The sequence below is a fragment of the Pseudarthrobacter sulfonivorans genome, from assembly GCF_031454915.1.
Taxonomy (GTDB): domain Bacteria; phylum Actinomycetota; class Actinomycetes; order Actinomycetales; family Micrococcaceae; genus Arthrobacter; species Arthrobacter sulfonivorans_C.
Window position 1 is genome coordinate 346,471 of the sequence record NZ_JAVDRS010000004.1, and the last position, 24,070, is coordinate 370,540.

The window sequence follows — 24,070 nt, forward strand, 5'->3', positions numbered from 1 at the left end:
AGCGGCCCCTGTCACGCGACTTATACATTGATGATGGTCAATATCCGGGCATAATGGGTACATGACAGCACTGCCCATCCTCGAACCGGCCACGGACGAGTCCTGCTGCACACCGGCCGGAGCCCCGGCACTCGGCGCGGATGAAGCCAAGCAGAAGGCACTGGTCTTCAAAGCGCTCGCTGATCCGAACCGGCTGCGGCTGCTCTCCATCATCAAGGCCGAATCCTCCGGCGAGTCCTGTGTGTGCGACCTGACAGAGCCGTTGGACCTTGGCCAGCCCACGGTCTCCCACCACCTGAAGATGCTGGTGGAGGCAGGGCTGTTGCACCGCGAAAAGCGCGGCACGTGGGCGTACTACTCCCTCGTACCCGGCGCCCTGGACGACGTCGCAGGCCTCCTGGCCGATCTCTGACTAAAGAAGTCCGCGCCAGGCACTAACGGTCGGTCTTGACCACCGTGAACAGCACCGCCGAGTCCTCTTCCGCTTCAAGGCTGTGCAGCCCGTCCGGGACGATCAGGAGGTCCCCGGCCTTGCCCTGCCAGGACTCGCCGCCCGCCTTCAGCCACACAGATCCCTTGAGCACATAGACCGTGGCCTCGCCGGGGTTCTGGTGTTCGCTGAGCTGCGTGCCGGCACGGAAGGCCATGACCGTCTGCCGCAGTTTCTTTTCGTGTCCGCCGAAGGCTGTGTCGGCAGCCCTCCCGCTGGGTGCCGCCACTGCGGCTGCGATCTGCTGACGGGCCAGGGCATCAAGCGATATCTTCTGCATGAGGCAACCGTACCCACGAATTGCCCGCTTAAGCCGGTCCGGACGCCGCGTTCCTGAGTCAGCCTCCCGAGCTCGCGGACCGCTATAGTCGCGGGGTGACTGCCACGACTTCCACCCTGACCGGCAACGTTCACCTGCGGGTGCTGCGCCCCTCCGACGCCGAGCCGATGCGGGCCGCCTACCACCGCAACCGGGACCACCTGGCTCCCTGGGAACCCGACCGGGCGGAGGAATTCTTCACCGCGGCGGGGCAGGGCAAGGTCATCGCATCCAAGCTGGACCTGCACGCGGTAGGGTCCGAGGTTCCATGGGTCCTGGTGGAGGAGGACCGGATCATCGGCGCAATCACCCTGACCGGCATTGTGCGGGGCCCTTTCCTCAGCGCCCACCTCGGCTACTGGGTGGACCGTGAAGTCAACGGCCGCGGCATCGGCTCGGCTGCCATCGCGTTCGCGGTTGATTTCGCGCGGCAGGAACTGGGACTGCACCGCCTCCAGGCCGCGACCCTGCCACACAACACCGCCTCGCAGAAAATCCTCCAGCGCGCCGGGTTCCACACAATAGGCCTGGCCCCCAGCTACCTGAAGATTGCCGGCACTTGGCAGGACCACGTCCTGTACCAGCACATCCTCTACTGAAGGGTCGGGGGCCCCGCCGCAGCGCTCTTCCTCGGGCCGGGCTCGCCACTTAGCGCGCAGGGCGGGAGCTCTGCGCAGGGAGAAAGTAATCGGTCAGGAAACCGGCCAGGACACTGGCCAGGATCACCGCGAGCCCCGGCAGGAGCGTCACGGGGCCAACGAAGTCGCGAATGTCCACCCTGAAGACAAGCGTCAGGAGGACCACGAGGAGGACGTAGGCGATCGCCAGCACCAGCCCCACCGTGGTGATGAAGGCCCCCCGCGTCCGCCTCTTCTTCTTGGGAAACTGCTTGGCGTACTCTTCGGCGGCGCCAAATTCGGCTTCCGCGGGAGTCCCGGCGGCGGCCTCATGCGCGCGTACTTCGTCGAGCGCTTCGGTGATCTCGGCTTCGGACAATCCACGCAGCCTCAGGTTGAAGGTCAAGTTCCGCTTGTAGCTCATGGCTGTTCCTGTCGGCTTGTTCGGATGTCGGTGAGGGCCTGGCTCATGCGGTGCCAGGCCGCCGTGGAGCGATCCAGTTCGTCGCGGCCTTGCCCGGTGAGGGTGAACTGCTTGCGGCCCGGACCTGCCTGCTCGTGCTGCCAGGTGTGCTCAACAAACCCCTGGTCCTCCAGTCTCTTCAACAGGGGGTACAGCGTTCCGCCCTTGAGGCGGACGAAGCCATGCTGCCGGAGGATCTCGGCGATGGCGTAGCCATGGCTTTCCCCGTGGCTGAGCACCCCGAGCACTGCCTGCTGGAGCGCCGCCCGGGTCAGGTCCGGGTTGAAGTCGATGCCTTCCATATCTAGATAGTGTAACTAACTAGATAGATGCACAATCCTTCCGTCGTCCGGGGCGCGCAGAGATTTCTAAGCAGGCGGGCCTCACACCACCAGCTTCGCCACCAGTTCCCCGCGGCTGCCCACCCCCACCTTGCCGAAGAGCGCCTTCAGGTGGTCGTGGACGGTATGCGGCGAAATGAACAGGTGCCGGCCAATGTCCACGGTGGAATTCCCGGACAGGACCTCCAGGCAGACCTCCCGCTCCCGTGCGGTGGCGCCATAAGCAGCCAGCAGCAGGCTGACCAGGTCATGGGTGGTGGCAGGCTCCACCGTCACCACCATCTGTTCAGGATCGTCGCCGGTGATGAGGCGGCTGGCCTGCAGCACCACCCAGTTGCCTCCGGAGTCGCGCATCCTGGCCCGCGCAGTCCCCGACGCCGCAGCATGTGCCTGCGCCGCCACGGCATACAGCGTCATGGTGAAGCGGCCGGGCGCCGCATCTTCCACTTCAGCGAGCCAAGCCGTCGCCGCCGCGGTGGCTGCACGCAGTTCACCATGCGGGCCGGCGATGACAATCACAGGCCCGACGGCGGGTGGCCGGGACGGGTGCGCAACCCGCACCGCGATGCGGCTCGCCGCCGCCAGCGTCGCCGCTATGGCGCCGAGGAATTCCAGCTCGCGGTCGGTAAAGTCCTGCCCGTGCTCCCGGAAGAGGCTGCCTACTCCCCAGCACGCGTCGTCCACACGGAACGCCGTGCGCAGCTCATGTTCCAGGCCCTGCGGCACCAGCAGGTCGTTGATCCGGACGCTGCGGGCCACGTCCCGGTGCGGGGCATCGGAAATCCTGGCGACGGGGTGCGGACGGCGCAGCAGCTCTGCGAAGGTGTTCGGTTCCTGGCCGGTGTATTCGGATTCCGCGAAACGGATGGCGTATTCCTCGGTCACCTGCCACGGCCGCCAGTTGGTAATTGACGTCATCACCAGCGTGTCAGGGTCCACGCCGGCCCAGCAGGCCTGTTCGAACGGCACTGTCTGCCGCACAACGGCGAGCGCCGAGGCGTAGAGGCCGGCCAAGTCGAGCCCGCTGGTGGCCAGCGCGGCAATCTCCGCCCTGGCATGCTCAGCGCGCTCCTCCCACATACCTCCAGTATCCGGCCAGACAGGCAGGCTGCAATCCCCCAAATCGGGGGTATGGGCAGTGCGCACAAACCCCCGGTGAGGGGATCGCAGGGGCGAGCACCGGCGTCGTACCCTTCCTGCATGAACACGGTCACCCAGCTTTTCGCGGTGCTCGCCGCCCTGATCCACATCGCAGTTTTTCCGCTCGAAAGCTTCTTCCTGCGGCACCCGGGCGCGCAGAAATTCCTCAGCACGCCCGCGGCCAACGTCCCAGCGGTGATGATGTGGGCCATCCCCACCGGTTTCCGAAATCTCATGATCGGGCTCGGCGCCATCGCGGGTGTTCTGGCCGTGAACGCCGGGTACATGGTGGTGGGCTACACCTTGGTGATCTACTGCTGCGTCAACATGGTGCTGACCGGAGCCACCATGGCGCTCGCGGACTGGCTGGGGCACTACCCGCGCCGGGGCGAGAGCATTCCAGGCACCCTGGGCTCCACAGTGCCGCCGCTGATCGCCCTCGCGGCGTTGCTTTTCTGACCGGCCAGCAACTGACCGGCCAGCACACGCCCTACTGTCCGGGAGCCCGGTAGGACGGCGTCTTCTTGGCCGCTTCGTCGATGTCCTCCACCGACATGAGGGGTTTCAGATGCACCTTGACGTTTCCCGTGGAGTTGATCATCAGTGAAAGGGCTGCAGCACTCGCATCGTCCGGGACCTCGAAAACGCCGAGGACGTCGGTGTCCCCGAAAGCGTAGTAGAAGCACTCGAGCGATCCGCCGACCGATTTGAGGGCGTCCGTCAGCGCGTCGCGCCGCTTCGTGCCGCCTTCGCGCATGAGCCCCTTGATTCCCTCGCCCACGTAATTCGCTTCGAACAGATACTTGGTCATCATCTTTCCTGTCCCGTGATGTCCAGGACGCGGGCAACCCAGCGTGTGCCTGGTACCCCGTGAGGGAGGGTCCTGGAGCCGGTCCCCGAGTGGGCCCGTGGGCACAGCCTAGGCCTCCATCCGGCGCGCTGACAACAGCCGCCTGAAAGTCCCGGCACGCGCCGGGCCGGATGCGTTGGCACCCGGCCCGGCAACGGCCTAGCTGAGGTATCCGTTCGGGTTGAGGACGTACTTGGTGGCCGCACCGGCGTCGAACTCGGCATAGCCCTTGGGGGCGTCATCCAGGGTGATCGCCTTCGCATTGACGTTCTTGGCGATGCTCACCTTGTCATGCAGGATGGCCATCATCAGCTGCCGGTTGTACTTCATCACCGGGCACTGTCCGGTGGTGAAGCTGAGCGACTTCGCCCAACCGGTGCCCAGGCTCAGGCTCAGCGCGCCCTTCTTGGCGGCCTCGTCCACGCCGCCGGGATCGCCGGTGACGTAGAGCCCAGGAATGCCCAGCGCACCGCCGGCTGCGGTGATCTCCATCAGCGAATTCAGCACGGTGGCAGGGGCTTCCTTGGCGTCATGGCCGTGGCCGCGGGCCTCGAAACCGACCGCGTCCACGCCGCAGTCCACCTCCGGGACGCCCAGGATCTGCTCGATCTGGTCCGCCGGGCCGCCCTCGCTGAGGTCAATCGTTTCGCACCCGAAGCTGCGCGCCTGCGCGAGGCGGTCCTTGTTCAGGTCCCCAACAATTACGACGGCGGCACCCAGCAGGTGCGCGCTGGTGGCCGCTGCGAGGCCAACAGGTCCGGCGCCGGCCACATACACGGTGGAGCCGACCCCCACCCCGGCGGTGACTGCGCCGTGGAAGCCCGTGGGGAAAATGTCGGACAGCATGGTCAGGTCCATGATTTTTTCCAGGGCCTGGTCCTTGTCCGGGAACTTCAGCAGATTCCAGTCCGCGTACGGGACCAGCACGTAGTTGGCCTGGCCGCCCACCCAGCCGCCCATGTCCACGTAGCCGTAGGCGCTGCCCGGACGGTCCGGATTAACGTTCAGACAGATGCCGGTTTTGCGTTCCTTGCAGTTCCGGCAGCGGCCGCAGGCGATATTGAAGGGCACCGAACAGATGTCCCCCACTTTGATGAACTCGACGCCGGGGCCAACCTCCACCACCTCGCCGGTGATCTCGTGCCCCAGCACCAGGTTGGGCGGTGCCGTGGTGCGTCCGCGGACCATGTGCTGGTCCGAGCCGCAGATGTTAGTGGCGACGGTTTTCAGGATGACCCCGTGCGGTACCGAACGCCCCACATTCGCGGGGTTCACGCCCGGCCCGTCTTTTAGTTCGAAGCTCGGATAGTCAATGTCGATCAGTTCAACCTTGCCCGGTTCCTTGTAGGCAACGGCTTTGTTCCCTGTCATCAGTGCTCTCCTCTGGTCAGCACGGCCCGGTGGGGCCGCCATGATTCATGAGTGTTGTGATGGATCCTCGCGTGCAGGGGCCTGCCCATGTCTTGAGCAGCCGGATGTTATTCCTGGCGTTGGAGGTCCCGCCAGTCTAGGCACGCCATCCGAAGGGGTCCATAGCCGGAACCCCCTATCTGCTCCCCTTCCAGCGGGCCTTCCGCGCTGCGCGCACGACGCAGGGCCCCACCGGTGCCAGATCTCCGTGGGACAGGACCTGGCGAGCAGATTGCAGGCAACGCGATCGAGCTCATCGTGAACCCCGGCAGGGAACCGCAGATCCGTAAATCGATGCCGTCCCTGATTCCCAGGCAGTCCAGCGGACCCCCGCGGCGGCCTGCCAGCTAGCCAGCCTTAGCCGTCACATCACCATTGCGTCCATCGCCGCCGGTGTGAGTGCCACGCCCAGCGCGATCACGGCCAGCGCTACCGAGACGGAGCGGTTGGCCAGCCGTTTCCAGGGCAGCATCTTCTCCGCGGCGATGAAGGCGCCGATCAGCGCCATCCAGCTGAGGCTCATCACGCCCAGCGCAAACAGCGCCGCCATGAGCGCCCAGCAGCACGCCACGCACCAGGCACCGTGTTCCACACCCATGCGAAGCGCACCGCCGTAGCCGGGCCGCATGCGGTGCAGGATGAAGTCCATGGGCGACCGGCACTTCATCAGGCTGACGTTCTTGGCGGGCGTGAATTGGTACACGGCCGCCAGCAGGAGGACGCCGGCCGCCACGTAGCGGCCGCCCTGGTCCGGGGCGAAGACCCCGGGAGCCAGCCACGCGACCCACTGGTACAGCGAGTAGGCCACCAACCCGAATGCCGTCCAGGCGACCAGATAGCCGGCCACGAATACTGCGGTGGATCCTGCCGGCGCGTAGCGCCCCGCCTCACGCCGGTGGCGCTGGATCCGATGGTAGGCAACCACCATGGGTGCCACGGATGGGAACATCATGGCCGCGAGCATCACCACCCAGGTAATAGTGAAGAACCCGAGGGGCCCGGGATCCGTCCAACTGCCCATGTCCATGCCATTGAGCTGCGTTGCCGTGAAGATCCAACTGGCCGCTGCCAGAACCAAAAGGACCGCGATCAGACCGGCCTCCCTCGGATCCACGCGGGAGGCCTGCGCCCCGGTCTGCACGGTCCCTCTCCTGAACAGCTTCCTATGTTCCATGAGGTCCGCCGGGCTAGCCTCTGCCCTTCGGGGCGCCCTCAGCCATTTCACTGGCGAACGTGAAGTCCGACGTTTCGCCGTAAATGCCGTCGAACTCCAGGCCGAACAGTTCCGTATGCCCGGGGCCCTTTCCGATCCGGAACTCCGGGGCAAAGCCATACATCGCGTTCTTCACCGTGGTCACACCGCCATCTGGTCCGGGCAGGGGCTCAAAAGTGAACTGGGCACGACCGGCCACCGAACCGGAAGGCCTGTCGCCGCCAGCAAACGTGACACCGCCGCGCTCGACTCCCAGCCATTCGCCGTACAGCCCGGCAAGGTCCCCGAAGGGCCCGCCGGCCTGCCCGCGAAGAATCGTTTCCAGGGCGCTCACCTGGGCATCGGTTGCGGATTCGTCGACGACGGCCCCCACCTTCCAGCCGCCCGCGGTCAGATGCGTAGGGAACCAGTTAAGGAACGCGAAGTCGACGCCGGACAGGTCAGTGTCATCGAGGTTTCCTTTCGCGATATGGAACACATTCAGTCCGCGGCACTCGCCGTCGGGCCCGGTGGGCATGCCGTCCACAGGGCACGGACAAATTAGTTGGCACGTGCAGTTACCCACGTACGTACCTGACATTTCCCAGGACACAGTTCCCTCCTCGCTGGCGCCGTCGCCAAGCAGAAGCGGCCCGGAACAGGCGCCTAAAATACGTAGGAACGGGGCGGAAGGCCACGTTAAGGCAGACGTTAATCCTGTGGCAATGGGGTGTCAATACACCGCGAGTTTTAGGGGCCAGCCACCCTGCCAAGCACCATGTTCACGGGTTCCTCTCCAGCCTGCAGCAGCCCGATTTGCTTCCGGATCAGCCGTGCCATCCGCGGCAGCATGGCGGTGCTCGCGCCGCCCACATGGGGAGTGATCAGGACGCCGGGCACAGTCCACAGCGGGTGGTCCCGCGGCAACGGTTCCGGGTCCGTCACGTCCAGGGCCGCCCGCAGCCTGCCGGTGGAGGTCTCGCGGAGCAGGGCGTCGGTGTCCGCCACAGGACCGCGCGCCACGTTCACCAGCAGCGCCCCGTCGGGCATTGCGGCAAGGAACTTGCCATCCACGAGGTGCCGGGTCTGCTCGCCCAGCGGCACGCTGACCACCACGATGTCGTGCAACTGCAACTGCTCGTAAAGGTCCTCAATCCCGTAAATCCGGCCCCGTTCATCGTCACGGCCACGGCTGGCCAGCCGGGTCACGTCGGTCTCGAACGGCAGCAGCCGGGCCTCAATCGCTTTCCCCACTCCCCCGTAGCCCACCAGGAGCACGCGCCGGTCCGCGAGGCTGGAGCGCTGCCGGTTATCCCAGGTGCCCGTCGCAGCATTCCGCACGAAGTCTTCGATCCCCCGCTGGCTCGCGATCATCATGCCCAACGCAAGTTCAGCCGTCGAGGTTTCGTGGACTCCCGCAGCGTTGGCAAAACGGCACCCCGCGGGCAGAACCGCCGCGACGCCGTCGTACCCGATCGACTGACTCTGCACCAGCCCCACGTCGAGACCGGCGAGCGCGGTCAGCGCGTCTGGTTTGCCCATGTACGGCGGCACCACCAGATCGAACGCGTCCGACGGCACCTCGCCGGTGAAGTCCCACACGAAGAGCTCGACGCCGGCGGGCGGCTCCACCGCGTCCGCCAGCTCCTGGCTGGGCAGGCTGACCCGTAGTTTCCGTGATGCGGCCAAAGCAGACATGCAGGCTCCCTCTCTTGACTCCCCTGACAGTTAACCAGCATTGGCGCACTGCGGGTAAGTGTGGCTCCCTCCGGCGGTTCTGACGGAGGGTATCCAGCTTCGTTGACACTCCTTGGCGGCGGGCATCTACTTAAATTGGCTTCTCAAGCAGAAGCCGACACCACGAAGCGGCTCACGCTTCCGTGCGGCCGCCTTAGTACAAATGGAGGTCGAAAATGGGACAGGCACGCGAGGTCATGGACCGCGCAACAGATGCCATGAATGCACACGATAAAGACGCGCTGGTGGGGTGCTACGCCGATGACGCCGTGGGCGTCACCCCGGATGAAGGCCAGCTCAGCGGGCGGGACCGGGTCACCAACTACCTTTTCCAGCTCTGGGAAGCATTCCCGGACCTCGCCTACGAGTCTGCCGCTAAGTACGAGGCCGAGAATGTGGCCATCGATGAAGGCATCGTTACCGGGACCAACACCGGGGCACTGAAGACGGCCACCGGTGAAGCACTGCAGCCCACCGGCAAGCAGATCAGGGTCAGAGGATGCGACATCGCGCATGTGGAAGGAGGGCTCATCAAAACCCACCACTTCTACTTTGACCAGCTGGAGTTCCTGGGACAGCTCGGACTACTTCCCGAATCCATGACAAGGCAAATGTCCAGCCATTGAAAGGGCGCTGATGGCGGCTGGCGGGCAACGGCGGCGTTGTCCGCCAGCCGCTACTTCGTCCAGCCGGATTTCTGCAGCCAGTCCGTCAGGACCGGCAGAACCACGGCACTGCGCATCGCACCCATATGGTCCAGGCCCGGCAGAATCCGCACGTCCCAGCCCGCCTCGGCAAGCGCACCCTGATGCCTGGCCAGCGGCTCCCCGATGGCCACGCGCACACCGCCCCACACCGGCTTGTAGTCAATGTGGTCCTCGGCGCCGGCGAACGCGAGGCCCGGCACGGTTGGCGGGAGCCTGACCGCCCCGGGCCGGTCAGCCGAAAGCACGGCGGCGGCGTCGTCAAAGTCCTGCAGTGCCTCGTAAAGGGTGACGAACTGCTGGGTCTGCGCCTCGGTGGTCTGGACCGACACCGAATCCCAATCACCTGGCTCGGGTTCAGGCGCCGGCCCGGCCGGTTCGCCCGCAGATTTCACGGACAGTGCGTGCGCTGCCCGGGTGACCGCCAGCATGCTCCGGTACGGGCCCTCTGCCGGCGGGAAGCCGCCCATGGCGAGCGCCCGGAGGCGGTCGGTGCGGAGCGCGAGCTGGAGGCCGGCCAGTGCGAGCCAGGAGTAGCCGTAATAGGCAAACGTGCCGGCGCCGCCGGCATCGGCAATGGCCAGGAGATCGGCAGCGATGTTCCCGGGAGTCAGCGTGGAGGCTGCAGGGTTGGCCATCCGGTGTGCTTCGTAGTCCGCCGCGATGACGCGGTTGGTCGGTGCCAGCCCGTTGATGAGATTCGGTCCCAGGTCAGGGTCCGCTCCCCACTGGCGCAGCGTCTCCGCCTCCGCCGCGGTGTGGGGCGCCAGGCTGACCGGCAACAGGATGGCAGGCCCGTCACCCTGGATGGTGACGGCGATAATTGAGCCATCGTGGAGGACGGCTTCGTTGTGCTCAGCCATGGGCGTTCCTTCCCTATCCGGCCTTCAGACCCTTCGCATACGCGGCCTGACCCACATGCTGAAGGCAGTCCGCGATGGTGCTGACCAGCCGCACGCCCAGGGTGACGGGCGGGTCCCAGCGCTTGTCAACCACCCGGTCCAGGTCCTGGTCGGTGAGTGTCCTGACAAACTCCACCGTCTGCCGGTGGACGGCGTCGTAGTACTCGAGCAGCAGCACCGCCGGTGCGCGCACCGCATCCACCTGCTCGGACGAATGGCCATACCCTGTGTCACGGGTGCGCAGTGGCAGGTCGAAACGGGCCACAAAGTCCTGCGCGGTCCAAACCTGCTCAAGGTCGGCGGCGGAGGCCACTTGGGCATCCTCCACCCGGCTAAGGTGCCAGACCAGCCACGCAACCGAGTTCCCCGTGCCGGCCGGCCGCCGCACCAGGGACCCGTCGTCGAGCCCTTCAAGCGTGGCCTCCACGGTTTCCCTGATCCGGCCGAACGCATCCAGCAACAGTCCGTTGGATTCCATCGGGTCCCCCTCAAGGTGTCGCCTTTTCGCTGAGCCACCATGCTTGCACGTGCGCCCCACCGGCGGATAGACCGGATCTTGCACACCCCACAGGACAAACTCTTGACGGCCTGCACAACGAAGGCCACCATGTGAATCGCGGCGGCTCCACACGCTCCCCACCGGACTGGCCGGCCTCAAAGGAAACCACCATGAGAAAAGTGACCGTCACCAACAACCTCTCGCTGGACGGTGTGATGCAGGCACCCGGCCGTCCAGATGAGGACACCCGCGGAGGCTTCCAGCGTGGCGGCTGGGCGCTGCCCTACAACGACGAGGTCATGGGCCGCGTCATGGGCGAGGGCATGGCGCAGACAGGTGCCCTTCTGCTTGGCCGGCGCACGTACCAGGACTTCGCAGGCTACTGGCCCCACCAGAAGGACAACCCCTTCACCGAGGTCCTGGACAACGTCCAAAAGTACGTGGCCTCGACCACGCTGACCGAACCGCTTCCCTGGCAGAACTCAACGCTGCTCAAGGGTGATGCGGCCGACGCCGTGGCCCGCCTCAAGGAACAGCCGGGACCGGACATCGCCATCCTGGGCAGCGGTGAGCTGATTCAATCGCTGCGGGCAAGGCACCTCATTGACGAGTACGTGCTCATCATCCACCCGCTCATTCTTGGTTCGGGCCGCCGCCTGTTCCCGGACGGTGCCCCCGCAGCGCTCCGGCTCACCAACAGCGTCACCACAACCACCGGCGTGGTTATCGCTATGTACCAGGCCGCCTGAGCGGCGCTACACACCTGGGCTGGTTTCCGCTCCAGGCACCTCCGAGGCCGTGCCACTATTCGGGAGTGTCGACGGCCAGGCTGAGGCGGTCCACCCCGTGCATGGCATCGGCGGCCCTGACCAGGGTCAGGTGGGAGAAGGCCTGGGGAAAGTTCCCGGCCATCCGGTCCTCGTCCGTTGCGTATTCCTCGCTGAGCAGGCCGAGCTCGTTGGCAAACCCCACGAGCCTGTCCATCAGGATCTTGGCCTCGGCCTGCCGGCCGGTGCGCGCATACTGCTCCACGAGCCAGAAGGAGCAGGCGAGGAATGGATGTTCGCCCGGTTCCAGGCCGTCCACACCGCTCTCTGTCCGGTAGCGCAGCAACAGGCCCTCGCCGGTCAGGAGCTCCTGCTCCAGCCGTCTGACCGTGCCGAGCATGTGCTCATCGTTGTAGGGGAGAAAACCGACCTGGGGCATGACCAGCAGCGCCGCGTCCGTTTGCGTACCGCCATAGGTCTGCGTAAAGGAATCGATGCTCCGGTTGAATCCCTCGCGCATGATCTCCTCCCGCAGCCGGTCACGGAGCTGCTCCCACTTGGCCGCATCTCCCGCCAGTCCGTGGATCCGGACCGCCCGGACCCCGCTGTTGAAGGCGGCCCACATCATCACCCGCGAATGGGTGAAGTACTGTGCCTCACCGCGCATCTCCCACAGGCCAAAGTCCTTGTCATCGAAGTGTTTTTCGACGAATCCCAGGAGTGCCTGCTGCAGGGCCCAGGAGAAATGGTCCTCCTTGCCTCCCGCCATCCGCAGCCGTTCCAAGGCCACCATCACTTCGCCAACAACATCGGCCTGGAACTGGGATACGGCCGCGTTTCCAATCCTGACAGGCTTGGAGTCTTCGTAGCCGGGGAGTTGGGCGAGTTCGCGTTCCGGGAGCTCCCGTTCTCCCCCCACCCCATACATGATCTGCATCTGCTCGGGATCCCCGGCCAGGGCCCGAAGCAGCCAGTTCCGCCACTGCAGTGCCTCCGTCTCATAGCCATGGGTCAGCATCGACTCCAGCGTCAGCGCCGCATCCCGCAACCAGCAGTACCGGTAGTCCCAGTTCCGCGGCCCACCAAAATCCTCGGGGAGGGACGTGGTGGGCGCTGCCACAATGCCGCCCGTATCAAAATGCGTCAGGGCCCGCAGCACCAACAACGAACGCTTCACCGCACCCCCATACGCGCCGTCCTGCCGGCAGTGACTTCCCCAGCGGCTCCAATAATCAGCCGCCTCGTCAAGGGCGGCATCAACGTCCGTCGCCGCGGGCAAGGGCCGGTGCGAGGGAAACCATGCCAGTTCAAAATCCACCTGCTCACCCTCCGCAACCAGGAATACCCCCTCGTGCCCGTGCGCATGGGCCTGCGGAAGATGAGGCCCCCGCAGCGCGAAAGCATCCGGACCGGCCATCGCCAACAGCACCGGCGCCGCCGCCTGCGCATTATCGCGCACCCGGCTCACCCACGGCAGGACCGTTGAATACCCCGGCCGGATTCGAAGCTCCTGGCGCATCTCGACGCTGCCTTCCAACCCGGTAACCCGGCGGACAAGGGATGATCCGCTGTCCCCCAGCGGCATGAAATCCGTCACCAGCACGGACCCGCCACCGGTCCGCCAAACGGTTTGCAGCACAAACGTCGAGTCAACATAGCGCCGATCCGCAACCACAGCGTCCGCCTCACTGGGCGCCAACAGCCAACGGCCATGCTCGTCCGTGCCCAGGATCCGGCTAAACACCGACGGAGAATCGAAACGCGGGAAACAAAGCCAATCCACGCTGCCATCCCGGGAAATAAGAGGCCCGGTCTGAAGATCCGACAGCAACGCATAATCCTCGATGGGAGCAGCCATGCACCCCACTCAACCACAAATTTTCCAACCCGGTTAGGCCCCTTCGTCTGTCCAACCTGACCGTCACGGAACCAACAAACCGACAGCTTCCTATCAAAAAGGGTGGGTTAAACCATCCCGAATCAGCGTTACCCCTACCCGCGAATGACAGGACGATAGAAGCCAAGCCCACCCCATCGGCGGCTACCAGTCCCAGCAGTCCACTACCTAGCGAGAAAGACCGATCGACATGACACGAGAAGAAGCCTACGCAGGGTGCCCCTCGGATTCGTACGTGGAATTCTATGGCGGCCAGTGGCTCGTAGTCCCATTTGCTCCCGTCCAGCAGCCTGCCTTTTTCACGTGTCTGCCAGGCGACGGCCGTGTCACTCGCCATTGAGCGCTGGGCGACCAGCCGCGACATGTACTGAGCGTTCACGGCCCGTACCGGCCTTCTCTTTCCGCCCATTCTTTTGACGCCTGCGAACCCTTAGAGTTTCGACAGGCTCAACCTCCGGAATGGCAGGAAAACTCGCCACCGGAACGGCGAGGAAGGAACGGTGTTGTGGAGAAAGCAATCCCCCTGGAACGCATGGTGTTCTTCAGCGATGCAGTCTTCGCCATCGCCTTGACGCTTTTGGCGCTCGACCTCAAACTCCCCCTCGGAATTCCACCAGACCGCCTGAATGCCGAGCTCATTGACGGCCTTCCGGAATTATTTGCCTTCGCCTTGTCGTTCGTCATCATCGCCCGCGTATGGATGTCCCACCACACTGACTTCTTCCGCATCCGGGACTTCAGCCCCGGGCTCGCCTGGCTGAACATGCTGCTGTTGTTTTTCATTGTGATGCTGCCCGCCACTACGTCGGTGCTCAGCGATTACGGCGGCAATCCGAGCCCATGGCCAAGCGTCCTTTACGCCGCGACCATTTCCGGCGTCTACCTTTCGCTCGCCGGCATGTGGAGCTACGCCTGGCGCAAAGGACTGACGGATGACAGCGTGGACGCACAGGAACACCGGCGGATCTTCCGGGGCAGGATGACTGCCCCTGCGGTCTTTCTCGTGAGCATCCCGGCCGCATTCATCCTGGGCAGCAACACCCCATATGTATGGTTCCTTATCCTGCCCGCCGCCCTCATCTCCCGACGGTTGTCCGGCCGCAAGGCAGGCGTACGCTGAAGGCTGCCGGGCCCTGAGGCCCGGCAGCCAATGCCTGTCAGCAAAAACCTCTCAGTAGGAGCGGGGCAGGCCCAGGACCTTGGTGGCCACGAAGCTCTTGATCATGTTGTTGTTGACCGGGGCGACCTGGAACATACGGGTTTCGCGGAACTTGCGTTCGACGTCGTACTCATCCACGAAGCCGTACCCGCCGTGGGTGTCGAGGCAGGCGTTGGCGGCGGCCCAGCTGGCTTCGGAGGCGAGGTGCTTGGCCATGTTGGCCTCTGCGCCGCAGGGCTCGCCGGCGTCGAAGAGCCGGGCGGCTTCGTAGCGCATCATGTCCGCGGCGCGGACCTTCATGTACGCGTCGGTGATGGGGAACTGCACGCCCTGGTTGGTGCTGATTTTGCGGCCGAACACTTCGCGGCTGTTGGCGTAGTCCACGCCGCGCTTGGTGAACCAGTAGCCGTCGCCGATTGCCTCGGAGGCGAGCAGGATGCGTTCGGCGTTCCAGCCGTCGATGACGTAGCGGAAGCCGTTGCCCACCTCGCCTATGACGGCTGATGCCGGGACGCGCATGCCGTGGTAGTGGATCTGGTTGGTGGCGTAGTTGAACATGGTGCGGACCTTGACCACTTCGAGGGTGTCCGGCTGTTCGGCCCGGACCTGGCGCAGGTCTACAAGGAAAAGGGTCAGGCCGTGGGTCTTGTCGGTGCCTTTGCCTGCGGGCTTTTCGGAGGTGCGGGCGAGGACGAAGAGGAGGTCGGATTCGTCGATGCGGCTGGTCCAGCTCTTGTGGCCGGTGATGACGAAATCGTCGCCGTCGCGCACGGCCGCGGTTTCGATGCTGGTGGTGTCTGAGCCTGCCTTGTCTTCGGTGATGGAGAAGGCCTGCAGCCGCAGCGTGCCGGCGGCGATCTGCGGCAGGTACTCGTTCTTCTGGGCCGCGTTGCCGTGCCGGAGCAAGGCACCCATGGTGTACATCTGCGCGTGGCATGCCGCCGAGTGGCCGCCGGACTTGTTGATTTCCTCCATGATGACACTGGCCTCGGTCAGGCCCAGACCCAGGCCGCCGTACTCAGCGGGGATGAGGGCGGAGAGCAGGCCCGCCTCGGTGAGCGTGTCCACGAACTCCTGCGGGTAGCGCCGGTTGCGGTCCGTCTCGCGCCAGTACTCGTCCGGGAAGCCTTCGCAGAGAATGCGGGTCTGCTCACGCAGCTGGTCCAGTCCGGCGGTGAGGGTTTGCATCGGTGCTCCTTCGAAACGTTGCTGGCGACCTTCCGTCACCTCTGGAACATGACGATACGCCAATATATTAGGAATTGGCAAGAGTCGCTTTATGCCTTGGTCTGCATGCAGAATCCTTGACAATGCGAGGTATCCGACGGGAGACTTGGCAGGGAGAAGTAATATATTGAAGCAAGGAGAGATCAATAATGACCGACGAAGCAACCCAGTCTGCAACAACCGAAGACCGCGTAGTGGAGGGCTGGACAGGCCGCCTGTTTGAAGACTTCGCCCCCGGCGACATCTACTACCACCCCTTCGGCAAGACGGTGACGGAGGCGGACAACCAGTCCTTCACGCTCATGACGCAGAACGTGGCCAAGACCCACGTGGACCGCAATTTTGCCAAGGCCACCGAGTTCGGATTGCCGCTGGTCAACTCCACCTTCACGCTGGCGCTGGTCACCGGCCAGTCCACCATCGACCTCTCCATGAACGTTTTCGCGAACATGGGCTGGGACGAGGTGCGCATGCCGAACCCCGTCTATGAAGGCGACACCATCTACTCGCGCTCCAAGGTCCTCTCCGTTCGGGAATCGAAGTCCCGCCCCTACCTCGGCCTGGTCACCGTCGCCACCGAGGGCTTCAACCAGGACAGCAAGATCGTGATCAGCTACCGCCGCACGTTCATGGTGTACCGGCAGGGCCACCTCCCGGGCGTCGAATCCGCCCGCCCGGATGAGTCCTCGCTGCCCTCGATCGGGGACTTCCAGTGACGGCGCCCGCAGGCCTCACGGCAGCCGGCCTCACCGCCACGGAAACTGTCGCCGCAGCCGTCACCGCCTTGTTCGTCCCCGGTGACCGCCCCGAACGGTTCGCCAAGGCAGCCGCCACGGGCGCCGGCGTCGTGATCATCGATCTCGAGGACGCCGTCGCCGCGGAGGCGAAGTCCGCTGCGCTGGCCGCTGCGGTGGAGGCTGTGGCACCATCCGACGGCGGCGCAGGAGTGCGTGCGCTGGTGCGGGTGAACCCGCAGGGTTCCGGGCATTACGACGCCGACATCACGTTGCTGCTCTCCGCCGCCCAGGCGCCGGGGTCGGGTCTGCTGGGCATCGTGGTGCCGAAGGCCGAAGATCCCGGCGCCCTGCGGCAGCTGCGCGCGGACATGCCAAAACACCTTGCCCTCGTCCCCCTGGTCGAATCCGCGCTCGGCGTGGTGAACGCAGTGGAGCTGGCCCGGGTGCCGGGCGTGACCCGGCTGGCGTTCGGCGCCATCGACTTCGCCCTGGACATCGACGCCGACGGCGGGGACCGGTTCCTGGACCATGCCCGGGCCCAGCTGGTCCTGGCCTCCCGCGCTGCCGGCATCGCCGCGCCGCTGGATTCACCCTCCACCGATATCAAGGACACCACCCGCGTGGCGGAGTCAGCCCGGCTGGCCCGGAACTTCGGCTTCGGCGGCAAGCTCTGCATCCACCCCGCCCAGCTGGCCACCGTGCACGGGGCGTTCGCGCCCACGGAGGCAGACGTAAAGTGGGCGCTGTCCGTGATCGGCGCCGAAGGCGGCGCCGCCCAGGTCGATGGCCAGATGATCGACCGCCCCGTAACCGAGCGGGCCAAACGGATCCTGCAGCGCGCAGGGAAGGAACAGTAAATGGGACGCCTACCCCTGGCGGGCATCACCGTCATCTCCCTGGAACAGGCCGTCGCGGCCCCGTTCGCCACCCGGCAACTCGCCGACCTGGGCGCCCGGGTCATCAAGGTGGAACGCGACACCGGGGACTTCGCCCGCGGATACGACACCAAGGTCCACGGCATGGCCAGCTACTTCGTGTGGCTGAACAGGTCCAAGGAGAGCATCGTCCTGGACCTCAAATCCGACGAAGGCATGGCCGTGCTGCGCAAGCTCATCTCCACCGCTGACGTGCTGGTCCAAAACCTCGCACCCGGCGCCATCGAACGCCTGGGCCTGGGCCCGGACGAGGCCTTGGCCCTGAACCCGCGGCTGATCCACGCCTCGATCTCGGGCTACGGCCGCGGCGGGTCCTACGAGCAGAAGAAGGCCTACGATCTGCTGGTCCAGTGTGAAGCAGGCCTGCTCAGCGTCACCGGCACCCCGGACTCGCCCGCCAAGGTGGGCGTGTCTATCGCCGACGTCTCCGCCGGCATGTACGCCTACTCGGGCATCCTGACCTCACTGCTGCAGCGGGCCACCACCGGCCGCGGCGACGTCCTGGAGGTCTCCATGCTCGAAGCACTGGGCGAATGGATGGCCCAGCCGTACTTCTACGCCCAATACGGCGGGGCCCCGCCCGCCCGCGCCGGCGCCCAGCACGCCAGCATCGCACCCTACGGACCGTTCGGCGCCGCCGACGGCACCGTGTTCTTCGGCATCCAGAACGAGCGCGAATGGGCCAAGTTCTGCGCCGACGTGCTGCAGCAGCCCGGCCTGGCAAGCGATGCACGCTTCGCCGGCAACGCGCTGCGCGTGGACAACCGCCCGGCGCTGCATGAGGCCATCAACGCGGTCCTCGGCACGCTGCCGGCGGCCGAGGTCCTGGCAAGGCTCGACGCCGCAGGAATTGCCAACGCCCAACTGCGGGACATGCACGAGTTCTCCGCGCACCCCCAGCTGGCCGAGCGCAACCGCTGGCGGGACGTTGACTCCCCCGTGGGACCGCTGCGCAGCCTGCTCCCACCGGTCACGTCCCGGGAAGTGGACGTCAGGATGGATCCGGTGCCGGAGATCGGCGAGCACACCGGGAAAATCCTGGCCGAACTGGGACTCGGCGCGCCCGGCCTGGCTGCGCTCGAAACCCCCAACTGAATCTCTCCTGGTTGCGCATCAGCCACGGCAGGCCTGTCCCCCAGGCCGGCCGGGGCTGATGCCGTATGTTAGGTGGGGAAATTGATCAGAAAGAGTCCGCAGCCCATGACCAGCCGCAGCCCCCGCAGCAGCGCCCGCCCGCAACTGAGCGAGAAGGCCACCGCCCATATCCGGGGCCTCATCATGTCCGGTGAACTGCGGCCCGGGACGCTGGTCCGGCCCGAAACCATCGGCGAGGACCTGGGCATTTCCTCCACGCCGGCCCGGGAGGCGCTGCAGGCCCTGCGGGTGGAAGGCTTCCTGGAACTCGTGCCACGGCACGGATTTGTGGTGGCACCGCTGACCGGACAGGACATCCGTGACCTTTTCCAGGTCCAGGCCCTCATCGGCGGCGAACTGGCCGCCCGGGCCGCCGCCAACGCCAGCGCGCAGGATGTAGCCGAACTCGAAGCACTGCATCACGAGCTGAGCGCTGCCGCCGCCCGGAACAACCACGAACTCCTGGAAGAGAAGAACCACGCCTTCCACCGCGAGATCAACCTGATGGCCAATTCCCGGAAAACCGTCTGGGTCCTGGGCCTGGTCACCCGCTACGTCCCCCGGCAGTTCTACTCCTCCATCCCCGGCTGGCCCCAGGCCACCATGAATGACCACGCCGAGCTCCTCAAAGGCATCCAGGCCCATGACCCGGAGGCGACCCGGGCTGCCATGCAGCAGCACATCGTTCACTCAGGCGAGCTCCTGGCCTCCCACTTCGACGCGCGCATGGCCGCCGCCGAGGACACCGAAGACACCACCGATAAAACCGCCGCAGAGGCCGCCGCAGCCGGGTGACGCCGTCGTCCCCTGCACCACCCTCAGCCTCTTTCTTAAGGCACGGTTAAGTTTCCCCGTTCCGCCTCCCCAATTCCTGTGAGCTGACCCACATTGGTATCAGCACTAGACACGGCCCCACCCCGGGGCGCAGGAAACAAGGGAGTTTCAATGGCACGGAACAAGGCAGCGGCGCCGCAGAAATCGCGGGTCGTCAGCAACGTCATCAAGGGTTGCCTGGGCAACTTCATTGAATGGTTCGACTGGTTCATCTACGCCTCATTCAGCATCTACTTCGCAGCATCGTTCTTCCCGGCGGGGAACCTCACCGCCCAGCTGCTGTCCACCGGCGTTGTGTTCGCCGTCGGCTTCCTGATGCGGCCGCTCGGCGGCTGGATCCTGGGCATGTACGCCGACCGCTACGGACGCCGGAACGCGCTGGCGCTCTCGGTCCTCCTCATGAGCGGCGGCTCCCTGGTCATCGCCCTGACGCCGTCCTTCGCCACCATCGGCATCCTGGCCCCCATCCTCCTCGTGCTGGCCCGGCTCCTCCAGGGCCTCAGCGTCGGCGGGGAATTCGGCTCCAGCGCCACGTACCTGTCAGAGATCGCGACGCCGGGCAAGCGCGGCTTCTACTCCAGCTTCCAGTACGTGTCGATCATCCTGGGCCAGCTGGCCGCCCTCCTGGTCATGATCGTGCTGCAGCAGCTGCTCTCCCCTGAGCAGATGAGCGAATGGGGTTGGCGCGTGCCGTTTATCGTCGGCGCCGTCGCAGGCCTGGGCGTCATGATCCTGCGGCGCGGCATGGACGAGTCCGAGCACTACCTGATTGAAAAAGCCGGCCGCGAGTCCAGCACCGCCAAGCCCACCGGTTCGCTCCGCGCCCTGATGCAGTACCCGCGCCAGCTCCTCGCCGTGTTCGGGCTGGCCCTCGGCGGCACCGTGGCGTTCTACGTTTACACCACGTACATGCAGAAATACATGGTCAACACCTCAGGGATCGCCAAGGAAGACGCCTCGATCATCAGCTTTGTGGCGCTCCTGATCTTCGTCTGCCTGCAGCCTATTGCGGGTGCACTCTCGGACCGCTACGGCCGCCGTAAGGTGATGCTCTTCTTCTCCGTCGGCGGCACTGTGGCCACCGTCCCCATCCTGACGCTGCTCTCGACCACAACGAACGTCTTCGCAGCCTTCGGCCTGATGATGCTGGGCCTGGTCTTCGTCACCGGTTACACCGCTCTGAGCGCCATCGTGAAGGCGGAAATGTTCCCCACCAAGGTGCGTGCGTTGGGCGTCGGCCTCCCTCACGCCATCGTTGCGGCGGTCTTTGGCGGAACCGCCGAGCCCATCGCCTTGGCACTGAAGCAGGCCGGCAACGAGTCCGTCTTCTTCTGGTACGTCACCGGCTGCATCGCCCTGACCCTGGTGGCGGCCATCATGGTCAAGGACCCCGCCAAGTCCTCGCAGCTGGAAGCGGACCTGCAGAAGCCCGAGTCCGCCCCGGATCCGCGGGTGTCGGTAAACGCCTAGGTCCGCCTACCCTTAGGTGGAATGCACGTCGGCGGCGCAGCCCAGGCTGCGCCGCCGACTTCTATGAGCAGGAGATGCCTTGATACACGTAGGGATCGTCGAAGACGACGACGGGGTGGCCGGCGCACTGGTGGACGGCCTCGCCATGCACCAGATCGGGGCTTCCCGGATGAGCCACGGCATGGACATCCTGACCCGGCATCCCGAATTCGACGTTGTCCTGCTGGACCTCGGCCTGCCGGACCTGGACGGCATCGACGTGCTGCGGCGCCTGCGGCAGGTGAGCCTGGTACCGGTCCTGATCCTGACGGCCAGGGCCGATGAACGCTCGGTGGTCCGCGGCCTGCGCAGCGGGGCGGATGACTACCTGGTCAAGCCCGTCCGGATGGCTGAACTGCTGGCACGGATCGAGGCGATTGGCCGGCGCGCCTCCAAAAGGACCGTGCCGGAACAGCGCGAGCATCTGCGGACCTTCGGCGACATTGAGGTGGACCTGGCCTCGCGGACCGTGGCTGTTGGCGGGCGCCAGATCCCGCTGACCGCCAAGGAGTTCGACCTGTTGGCCCTCCTGGTGGAGAATCCGGGCAGTGCCGTGAGCCGGCAGTTCCTCATGGACCGGATCTGGGGTGACGCGTTTGTGTCCGTCTCGCGCTCCCTGGACGTCCATATGAACGCCCTGCGGGCCAAGCTGGAACGCGACGGACTGATCGAGACCATGCGCGGTTTCGGCTACCGTTGGACGGCCTGACCCGTGCGGAACCGGCTGTTGTGGGTGCTGGCCGCACTGACCGCGCTCGCAGTCACCGGCTTCGGGTTTCCCTTGGCCTCGTCCATCGCCGACGCCCGGACACAGCAGTTTGTGCTCAGCCGTGACTCCGACCTCCAGCGGTTCGTGGGGCTGGCGTCCGGCTATGTGACCACGGGAAGCTCTGGCTCTTTGTTCGATGAAATGCGGATCTACCACCAGCTGTACGGTGACAAGCTGGCCGTGGTCTCCACCAAGGGAATGCCATCCCACGGCGAAGGAATCAGCCCGGATGCGCCCGCCCTCTCGGAGTCTGTGTCCCGGGCTCTGCGCAACCAGGCCGCCGCCGACCTCGGCGCACTGACCCCGTGGGGTCCGGATGAGGTGGTGTTCGCCAAACCCGTGGGCACGGACGGCCAGCTGGACGGGGCCGTCCTGATCGTTTCCTCCACCCGCGCCGCGAAGGCCGACATCGGCCAGCAGTGGCTGTACATATTCCTCGGCATGATCGCTGCCCTGCTGGCGTTCGGCGTCCTGGCAGTTGCGGTCAGCCGCTGGGTCCTGCGCCCGCTGGAACTGCTCAGCCGCCGGCTGCGGCGCCTGACCGCCAGCCTGCCGTTTGGCGTTCCTGCAAAGGAGCCCCACCCCGCGCCGGATACTGAACTTGCCCGGCAGGGGCCGCCGGAACTCCGCGCCCTGGCACAGTCCTTCGAACAGATGGCTGCCGCCGTCGAGCGTTCCAGCCTCTCGCAGCGGCGCCTGGTGGCGGACGCCGCGCACCAGCTCCGGAACCCGCTCGCGGCCCTGCAGCTGCGCCTGGACTTTCTCGAACCGCATGTCTCGTCGGCCGGCCACACCAACTACGAGCGGGCGACGGCTGAGTCGCTGCGGTTCACCGCCATTCTTGATGACCTGCTCGCCCTGGCAACGGCCGAGGCACCACTGGAGGGTGGCGAAAAACAGGGGGCCCGGTGCGTGCCGTTCAGCGTGGCGGCGGACCGGACAGGGTTTTGGCAGGGTCCGGCGGCCGTGCGCGGTGTGCAGTTAACGTTCGACGGCGGCGCCTCCTACGCGGAGTCCGCGCCCAGCGGCCCGGCAACAGCCGCCGCGATAACGGAAGCCGCGCTCGGCCAGGTCCTGGACGTTTTGATCGACAACGCATGCAAATACGCAGGGGCCGGTGCCCACGTCCGGGTGTCATGTGCCAGCGCGCCGGCGTCTGACGGCATGATGGCCATCTCCGTGGCGGACAACGGTCCCGGCGTCAGCGCCGACCAGCGCGCACGGCTCACCGAGCGCTTCTACCGCGGGGCATCATCGGCCGACCGCACAGGTTCCGGGCGGCCGGGAACCGGCCTCGGCCTGGCCATCGCGGACGCCCTGCTGGCATCGTTCGGCGGCAGCCTCGAGTTCTCGGCCACCCCCGGTGGCGGCGGGCTGACCGCCGTCGTCCGCCTGCCCGCGGCACCCCGGCGCGACGCACAGCACCACCCGGCGGAATCCGGGCCCGGGGATGGTGCCCCATGAATCGTTTAGTGGACCGCCGCCTGTTTCTCGGCGCCGGAGCCGCCGCCGTCGGACTCTTGATGACCGCCTGCACGGACACGAAGCGTCCCGAATATTCTTTGGGAGCCGGGGAGCCAGGAGGCTTCTTCAGCGAATTCACCGCGCTGCTCGCCCATACCGTGGACACCGCAGGCGCCGATTTCCGCCTTAGCCCGCGGCCTTCGGCAGGGACCGCGGAGAACCTGGATCTGCTGCGGAGTGGAGCGGTGGACCTGGCCCTCGCGCTGGGCGATGCCGCAGTGGTTGCGCCGGAAGGCGTGCAGTCCATCGGCCGGCTTTACCAGAACTACTTTCAACTGGCCGTCCCGGCAGAATCGCCCATCCGCAGCATGGCAGAGCTGAAAGGCAAAGTGGTGAGCCTCGGCCCGGACAACTCAGGCACGCAGTTCACCGGGCTGCGCATCCTCGAAGCGAGCGGACTGACCACCGGCAATATCACCATGCGCCCCGTGGCTCTCACCGATGTGACCTCCGCGATGGCGCGCGGCGAGATTCAGGCCGCACTGTTCGCCGGCGGGATACCCGTCCTGGCGGTGGATCCGCAGGCGAGTGCGCAGGGATCCACGGCGATCCGGTTGATCGACCTTTCGGCAGAACAGCGAGTGCTGAGTGAGCGCTTTGGCGGAGTCTATGCTGCGGCCGACATACCCGCGGGTATCTACGGCTCAAGCGCCGGCGTGGGAACCATTGGCGTGGCCAGCCTGCTGCTCGCCCGGCCGGACATCCCCGCGGCAGTAGCCGGCAGGATCGTCGAGATCCTGGTGACGCGGGCAGCGGACCTCATCCCTGCCGGGGCCCTTGGTGCCCAGTACCTTGACGCCCGCTCCCTGATCTCAACATCGGGCATTCCGCTGCACCCGGGGGCGGCCGAGGCCTACCGGCGTTTGCACGGCTAGACCTCTCGGACTGATTGTCACCGGGCCGCCGTCTTGGGA

Annotated in this window: 27 protein-coding genes; 14 read left to right on the forward strand and 13 right to left on the reverse strand. The window is 65.9% G+C overall.

What is annotated here, in order from left to right:
* The first annotated feature begins 61 nt into the window (after positions 1 to 61).
* Positions 62 to 412: an ArsR/SmtB family transcription factor gene (locus J2808_RS11970; protein WP_309816483.1), complete on the forward strand. Its 351-nt coding sequence runs from the start codon at positions 62 to 64 to the stop codon at positions 410 to 412.
* A 22-nt stretch (positions 413 to 434) separates the two neighbouring features.
* On the opposite strand, the gene J2808_RS11975 is transcribed toward J2808_RS11970, so the two are convergent.
* Entirely contained in the window at positions 435 to 770 is a 336-nt protein-coding gene (locus J2808_RS11975; RefSeq protein ID WP_309816487.1) for a cupin domain-containing protein, read from the reverse strand.
* 167 nt (positions 771 to 937) lie between these two features.
* On the opposite strand from J2808_RS11975, the gene J2808_RS11980 reads away from it, so the two are divergent.
* Complete coding sequence (locus J2808_RS11980) at positions 938 to 1,408, forward strand: GNAT family N-acetyltransferase (protein ID WP_309816728.1); 471 nt, start codon at positions 938 to 940, stop codon at positions 1,406 to 1,408.
* Between the two features lie 49 nt (positions 1,409 to 1,457).
* On the opposite strand, the gene J2808_RS11985 is transcribed toward J2808_RS11980, so the two are convergent.
* The 3 genes from J2808_RS11985 to J2808_RS11995 form a co-directional block, all read right to left on the reverse strand.
* Positions 1,458 to 1,850 carry a hypothetical protein gene (locus tag J2808_RS11985; RefSeq protein WP_309816489.1) on the reverse strand — a complete coding sequence of 131 codons (393 nt, stop codon included), beginning with the start codon at positions 1,848 to 1,850 and terminating at the stop codon, positions 1,458 to 1,460.
* Positions 1,847 to 2,191 (reverse strand): PadR family transcriptional regulator, encoded by a 345-nt coding sequence (locus tag J2808_RS11990; RefSeq protein ID WP_309816493.1) that lies wholly within the window; start codon positions 2,189 to 2,191, stop codon positions 1,847 to 1,849. The genes J2808_RS11985 and J2808_RS11990 overlap by 4 nt, the downstream gene beginning before the upstream one ends.
* Positions 2,192 to 2,272: 81 nt before the next feature.
* A complete protein-coding gene (locus J2808_RS11995) occupies positions 2,273 to 3,310 on the reverse strand; it encodes a helix-turn-helix transcriptional regulator (RefSeq protein ID WP_309816496.1) in 1,038 nt (345 codons plus the stop codon).
* 120 nt (positions 3,311 to 3,430) lie between these two features.
* Here J2808_RS11995 and J2808_RS12000 point away from each other — a divergent pair, with 120 nt between their 5' ends.
* Positions 3,431 to 3,829, forward strand: coding sequence for a DUF1304 domain-containing protein (locus J2808_RS12000; protein WP_309816499.1), 399 nt, complete (start codon positions 3,431 to 3,433; stop codon positions 3,827 to 3,829).
* A gap of 31 nt (positions 3,830 to 3,860) precedes the next feature.
* On the opposite strand, the gene J2808_RS12005 is transcribed toward J2808_RS12000, so the two are convergent.
* The 5 genes from J2808_RS12005 to J2808_RS12025 form a co-directional block, all read right to left on the reverse strand.
* Complete coding sequence (locus J2808_RS12005; RefSeq protein ID WP_309816503.1) at positions 3,861 to 4,181, reverse strand: GYD domain-containing protein; 321 nt, start codon at positions 4,179 to 4,181, stop codon at positions 3,861 to 3,863.
* A gap of 198 nt (positions 4,182 to 4,379) precedes the next feature.
* The gene (fdhA, locus tag J2808_RS12010) at positions 4,380 to 5,591 is read right to left on the reverse strand and encodes a formaldehyde dehydrogenase, glutathione-independent (RefSeq protein WP_309816505.1); all 1,212 of its coding nucleotides are present in this window, start codon (positions 5,589 to 5,591) and stop codon (positions 4,380 to 4,382) included.
* Between the two features lie 403 nt (positions 5,592 to 5,994).
* Positions 5,995 to 6,771 (reverse strand): DUF2182 domain-containing protein, encoded by a 777-nt coding sequence (locus J2808_RS12015; RefSeq protein ID WP_309816508.1) that lies wholly within the window; start codon positions 6,769 to 6,771, stop codon positions 5,995 to 5,997.
* Between the two features lie 46 nt (positions 6,772 to 6,817).
* A complete protein-coding gene (locus J2808_RS12020; RefSeq protein ID WP_309816730.1) occupies positions 6,818 to 7,423 on the reverse strand; it encodes a DUF1326 domain-containing protein in 606 nt (201 codons plus the stop codon).
* Between the two features lie 149 nt (positions 7,424 to 7,572).
* Positions 7,573 to 8,520: a 2-hydroxyacid dehydrogenase gene (locus J2808_RS12025; RefSeq protein ID WP_309816512.1), complete on the reverse strand. Its 948-nt coding sequence runs from the start codon at positions 8,518 to 8,520 to the stop codon at positions 7,573 to 7,575.
* Positions 8,521 to 8,735: 215 nt separating this feature from the next.
* Between J2808_RS12025 and J2808_RS12030 the strand changes: the two genes are divergently transcribed.
* Positions 8,736 to 9,185: an ester cyclase gene (locus tag J2808_RS12030; protein ID WP_309816514.1), complete on the forward strand. Its 450-nt coding sequence runs from the start codon at positions 8,736 to 8,738 to the stop codon at positions 9,183 to 9,185.
* 50 nt (positions 9,186 to 9,235) lie between these two features.
* On the opposite strand, the gene J2808_RS12035 is transcribed toward J2808_RS12030, so the two are convergent.
* Both J2808_RS12035 and J2808_RS12040 read right to left on the reverse strand, forming a co-directional pair.
* Positions 9,236 to 10,126, reverse strand: coding sequence for an alpha/beta hydrolase (locus J2808_RS12035; RefSeq protein ID WP_309816516.1), 891 nt, complete (start codon positions 10,124 to 10,126; stop codon positions 9,236 to 9,238).
* 13 nt (positions 10,127 to 10,139) lie between these two features.
* The gene (locus J2808_RS12040) at positions 10,140 to 10,643 is read right to left on the reverse strand and encodes a mycothiol transferase (RefSeq protein ID WP_309816519.1); all 504 of its coding nucleotides are present in this window, start codon (positions 10,641 to 10,643) and stop codon (positions 10,140 to 10,142) included.
* Between the two features lie 191 nt (positions 10,644 to 10,834).
* On the opposite strand from J2808_RS12040, the gene J2808_RS12045 reads away from it, so the two are divergent.
* On the forward strand, positions 10,835 to 11,413 hold the full coding sequence (locus J2808_RS12045) for a dihydrofolate reductase family protein (RefSeq protein ID WP_309816521.1): 579 nt from the start codon (positions 10,835 to 10,837) through the stop codon (positions 11,411 to 11,413).
* Positions 11,414 to 11,468: 55 nt separating this feature from the next.
* On the opposite strand, the gene J2808_RS12050 is transcribed toward J2808_RS12045, so the two are convergent.
* Positions 11,469 to 13,289, reverse strand: coding sequence for a glycoside hydrolase family 15 protein (locus tag J2808_RS12050; protein WP_309816524.1), 1,821 nt, complete (start codon positions 13,287 to 13,289; stop codon positions 11,469 to 11,471).
* Between the two features lie 544 nt (positions 13,290 to 13,833).
* Here J2808_RS12050 and J2808_RS12055 point away from each other — a divergent pair.
* Complete coding sequence (locus J2808_RS12055) at positions 13,834 to 14,448, forward strand: TMEM175 family protein (RefSeq protein ID WP_309816526.1); 615 nt, start codon at positions 13,834 to 13,836, stop codon at positions 14,446 to 14,448.
* A gap of 51 nt (positions 14,449 to 14,499) precedes the next feature.
* On the opposite strand, the gene J2808_RS12060 is transcribed toward J2808_RS12055, so the two are convergent.
* Complete coding sequence (locus J2808_RS12060) at positions 14,500 to 15,675, reverse strand: acyl-CoA dehydrogenase family protein (RefSeq protein ID WP_309816532.1); 1,176 nt, start codon at positions 15,673 to 15,675, stop codon at positions 14,500 to 14,502.
* A gap of 188 nt (positions 15,676 to 15,863) precedes the next feature.
* On the opposite strand from J2808_RS12060, the gene J2808_RS12065 reads away from it, so the two are divergent.
* The 8 genes from J2808_RS12065 (at position 15,864) to J2808_RS12100 (ending at position 24,031) form a co-directional block, all read left to right on the forward strand.
* Positions 15,864 to 16,430: a MaoC family dehydratase gene (locus J2808_RS12065; RefSeq protein ID WP_309816535.1), complete on the forward strand. Its 567-nt coding sequence runs from the start codon at positions 15,864 to 15,866 to the stop codon at positions 16,428 to 16,430.
* Positions 16,427 to 17,308: an HpcH/HpaI aldolase/citrate lyase family protein gene (locus J2808_RS12070; RefSeq protein ID WP_309816537.1), complete on the forward strand. Its 882-nt coding sequence runs from the start codon at positions 16,427 to 16,429 to the stop codon at positions 17,306 to 17,308. The genes J2808_RS12065 and J2808_RS12070 overlap by 4 nt, the downstream gene beginning before the upstream one ends.
* Positions 17,309 to 18,481, forward strand: a complete 1,173-nt coding sequence (locus J2808_RS12075) for a CaiB/BaiF CoA transferase family protein (RefSeq protein ID WP_309816540.1) — start codon at positions 17,309 to 17,311, stop codon at positions 18,479 to 18,481. It abuts the gene before it with no gap.
* 105 nt (positions 18,482 to 18,586) lie between these two features.
* Entirely contained in the window at positions 18,587 to 19,315 is a 729-nt protein-coding gene (locus tag J2808_RS12080; RefSeq protein WP_309816543.1) for a GntR family transcriptional regulator, read from the forward strand.
* Positions 19,316 to 19,465: 150 nt separating this feature from the next.
* The gene (locus J2808_RS12085; RefSeq protein WP_309816545.1) at positions 19,466 to 20,824 is read left to right on the forward strand and encodes an MFS transporter; all 1,359 of its coding nucleotides are present in this window, start codon (positions 19,466 to 19,468) and stop codon (positions 20,822 to 20,824) included.
* Between the two features lie 82 nt (positions 20,825 to 20,906).
* Entirely contained in the window at positions 20,907 to 21,572 is a 666-nt protein-coding gene (locus J2808_RS12090) for a response regulator transcription factor (protein WP_309816732.1), read from the forward strand.
* 3 nt (positions 21,573 to 21,575) lie between these two features.
* A complete protein-coding gene (locus J2808_RS12095; RefSeq protein WP_309816547.1) occupies positions 21,576 to 23,096 on the forward strand; it encodes a sensor histidine kinase in 1,521 nt (506 codons plus the stop codon).
* A complete protein-coding gene (locus J2808_RS12100) occupies positions 23,093 to 24,031 on the forward strand; it encodes a TAXI family TRAP transporter solute-binding subunit (RefSeq protein ID WP_309816550.1) in 939 nt (312 codons plus the stop codon). Before J2808_RS12095 ends, J2808_RS12100 begins: the two co-directional genes overlap by 4 nt.
* Positions 24,032 to 24,070: the final 39 nt, after the last annotated feature.

Excerpts from the sequence above, each read along its gene's own strand:
- J2808_RS12065 (WP_309816535.1), top strand. The coding sequence starts at position 15,864 with ATGACCGACGAAGCAACCCAGTCTGCAACAACCGAAGACCGCGTAGTG.
- J2808_RS12030 (WP_309816514.1), top strand. The coding sequence starts at position 8,736 with ATGGGACAGGCACGCGAGGTCATGGACCGCGCAACAGATGCCATGAAT.
- J2808_RS12040 (WP_309816519.1), bottom strand. The coding sequence starts at position 10,643 with ATGGAATCCAACGGACTGTTGCTGGATGCGTTCGGCCGGATCAGGGAA.
- J2808_RS12025 (WP_309816512.1), bottom strand. The coding sequence starts at position 8,520 with ATGTCTGCTTTGGCCGCATCACGGAAACTACGGGTCAGCCTGCCCAGC.
- J2808_RS11995 (WP_309816496.1), bottom strand. The coding sequence starts at position 3,310 with ATGTGGGAGGAGCGCGCTGAGCATGCCAGGGCGGAGATTGCCGCGCTG.
- J2808_RS12100 (WP_309816550.1), top strand. The coding sequence starts at position 23,093 with ATGAATCGTTTAGTGGACCGCCGCCTGTTTCTCGGCGCCGGAGCCGCC.
- J2808_RS12050 (WP_309816524.1), bottom strand. The coding sequence starts at position 13,289 with ATGGCTGCTCCCATCGAGGATTATGCGTTGCTGTCGGATCTTCAGACC.
- J2808_RS12080 (WP_309816543.1), top strand. The coding sequence starts at position 18,587 with ATGACCAGCCGCAGCCCCCGCAGCAGCGCCCGCCCGCAACTGAGCGAG.
- J2808_RS12035 (WP_309816516.1), bottom strand. The coding sequence starts at position 10,126 with ATGGCTGAGCACAACGAAGCCGTCCTCCACGATGGCTCAATTATCGCC.
- J2808_RS12075 (WP_309816540.1), top strand. The coding sequence starts at position 17,309 with ATGGGACGCCTACCCCTGGCGGGCATCACCGTCATCTCCCTGGAACAG.
- J2808_RS11980 (WP_309816728.1), top strand. The coding sequence starts at position 938 with ATGCGGGCCGCCTACCACCGCAACCGGGACCACCTGGCTCCCTGGGAA.
- J2808_RS12020 (WP_309816730.1), bottom strand. The coding sequence starts at position 7,423 with ATGTCAGGTACGTACGTGGGTAACTGCACGTGCCAACTAATTTGTCCG.
- J2808_RS11970 (WP_309816483.1), top strand. The coding sequence starts at position 62 with ATGACAGCACTGCCCATCCTCGAACCGGCCACGGACGAGTCCTGCTGC.
- J2808_RS11975 (WP_309816487.1), bottom strand. The coding sequence starts at position 770 with ATGCAGAAGATATCGCTTGATGCCCTGGCCCGTCAGCAGATCGCAGCC.
- fdhA (WP_309816505.1), bottom strand. The coding sequence starts at position 5,591 with ATGACAGGGAACAAAGCCGTTGCCTACAAGGAACCGGGCAAGGTTGAA.
- J2808_RS12060 (WP_309816532.1), bottom strand. The coding sequence starts at position 15,675 with ATGCAAACCCTCACCGCCGGACTGGACCAGCTGCGTGAGCAGACCCGC.
- J2808_RS11990 (WP_309816493.1), bottom strand. The coding sequence starts at position 2,191 with ATGGAAGGCATCGACTTCAACCCGGACCTGACCCGGGCGGCGCTCCAG.
- J2808_RS12005 (WP_309816503.1), bottom strand. The coding sequence starts at position 4,181 with ATGACCAAGTATCTGTTCGAAGCGAATTACGTGGGCGAGGGAATCAAG.
- J2808_RS12085 (WP_309816545.1), top strand. The coding sequence starts at position 19,466 with ATGGCACGGAACAAGGCAGCGGCGCCGCAGAAATCGCGGGTCGTCAGC.
- J2808_RS12045 (WP_309816521.1), top strand. The coding sequence starts at position 10,835 with ATGAGAAAAGTGACCGTCACCAACAACCTCTCGCTGGACGGTGTGATG.
- J2808_RS11985 (WP_309816489.1), bottom strand. The coding sequence starts at position 1,850 with ATGAGCTACAAGCGGAACTTGACCTTCAACCTGAGGCTGCGTGGATTG.
- J2808_RS12000 (WP_309816499.1), top strand. The coding sequence starts at position 3,431 with ATGAACACGGTCACCCAGCTTTTCGCGGTGCTCGCCGCCCTGATCCAC.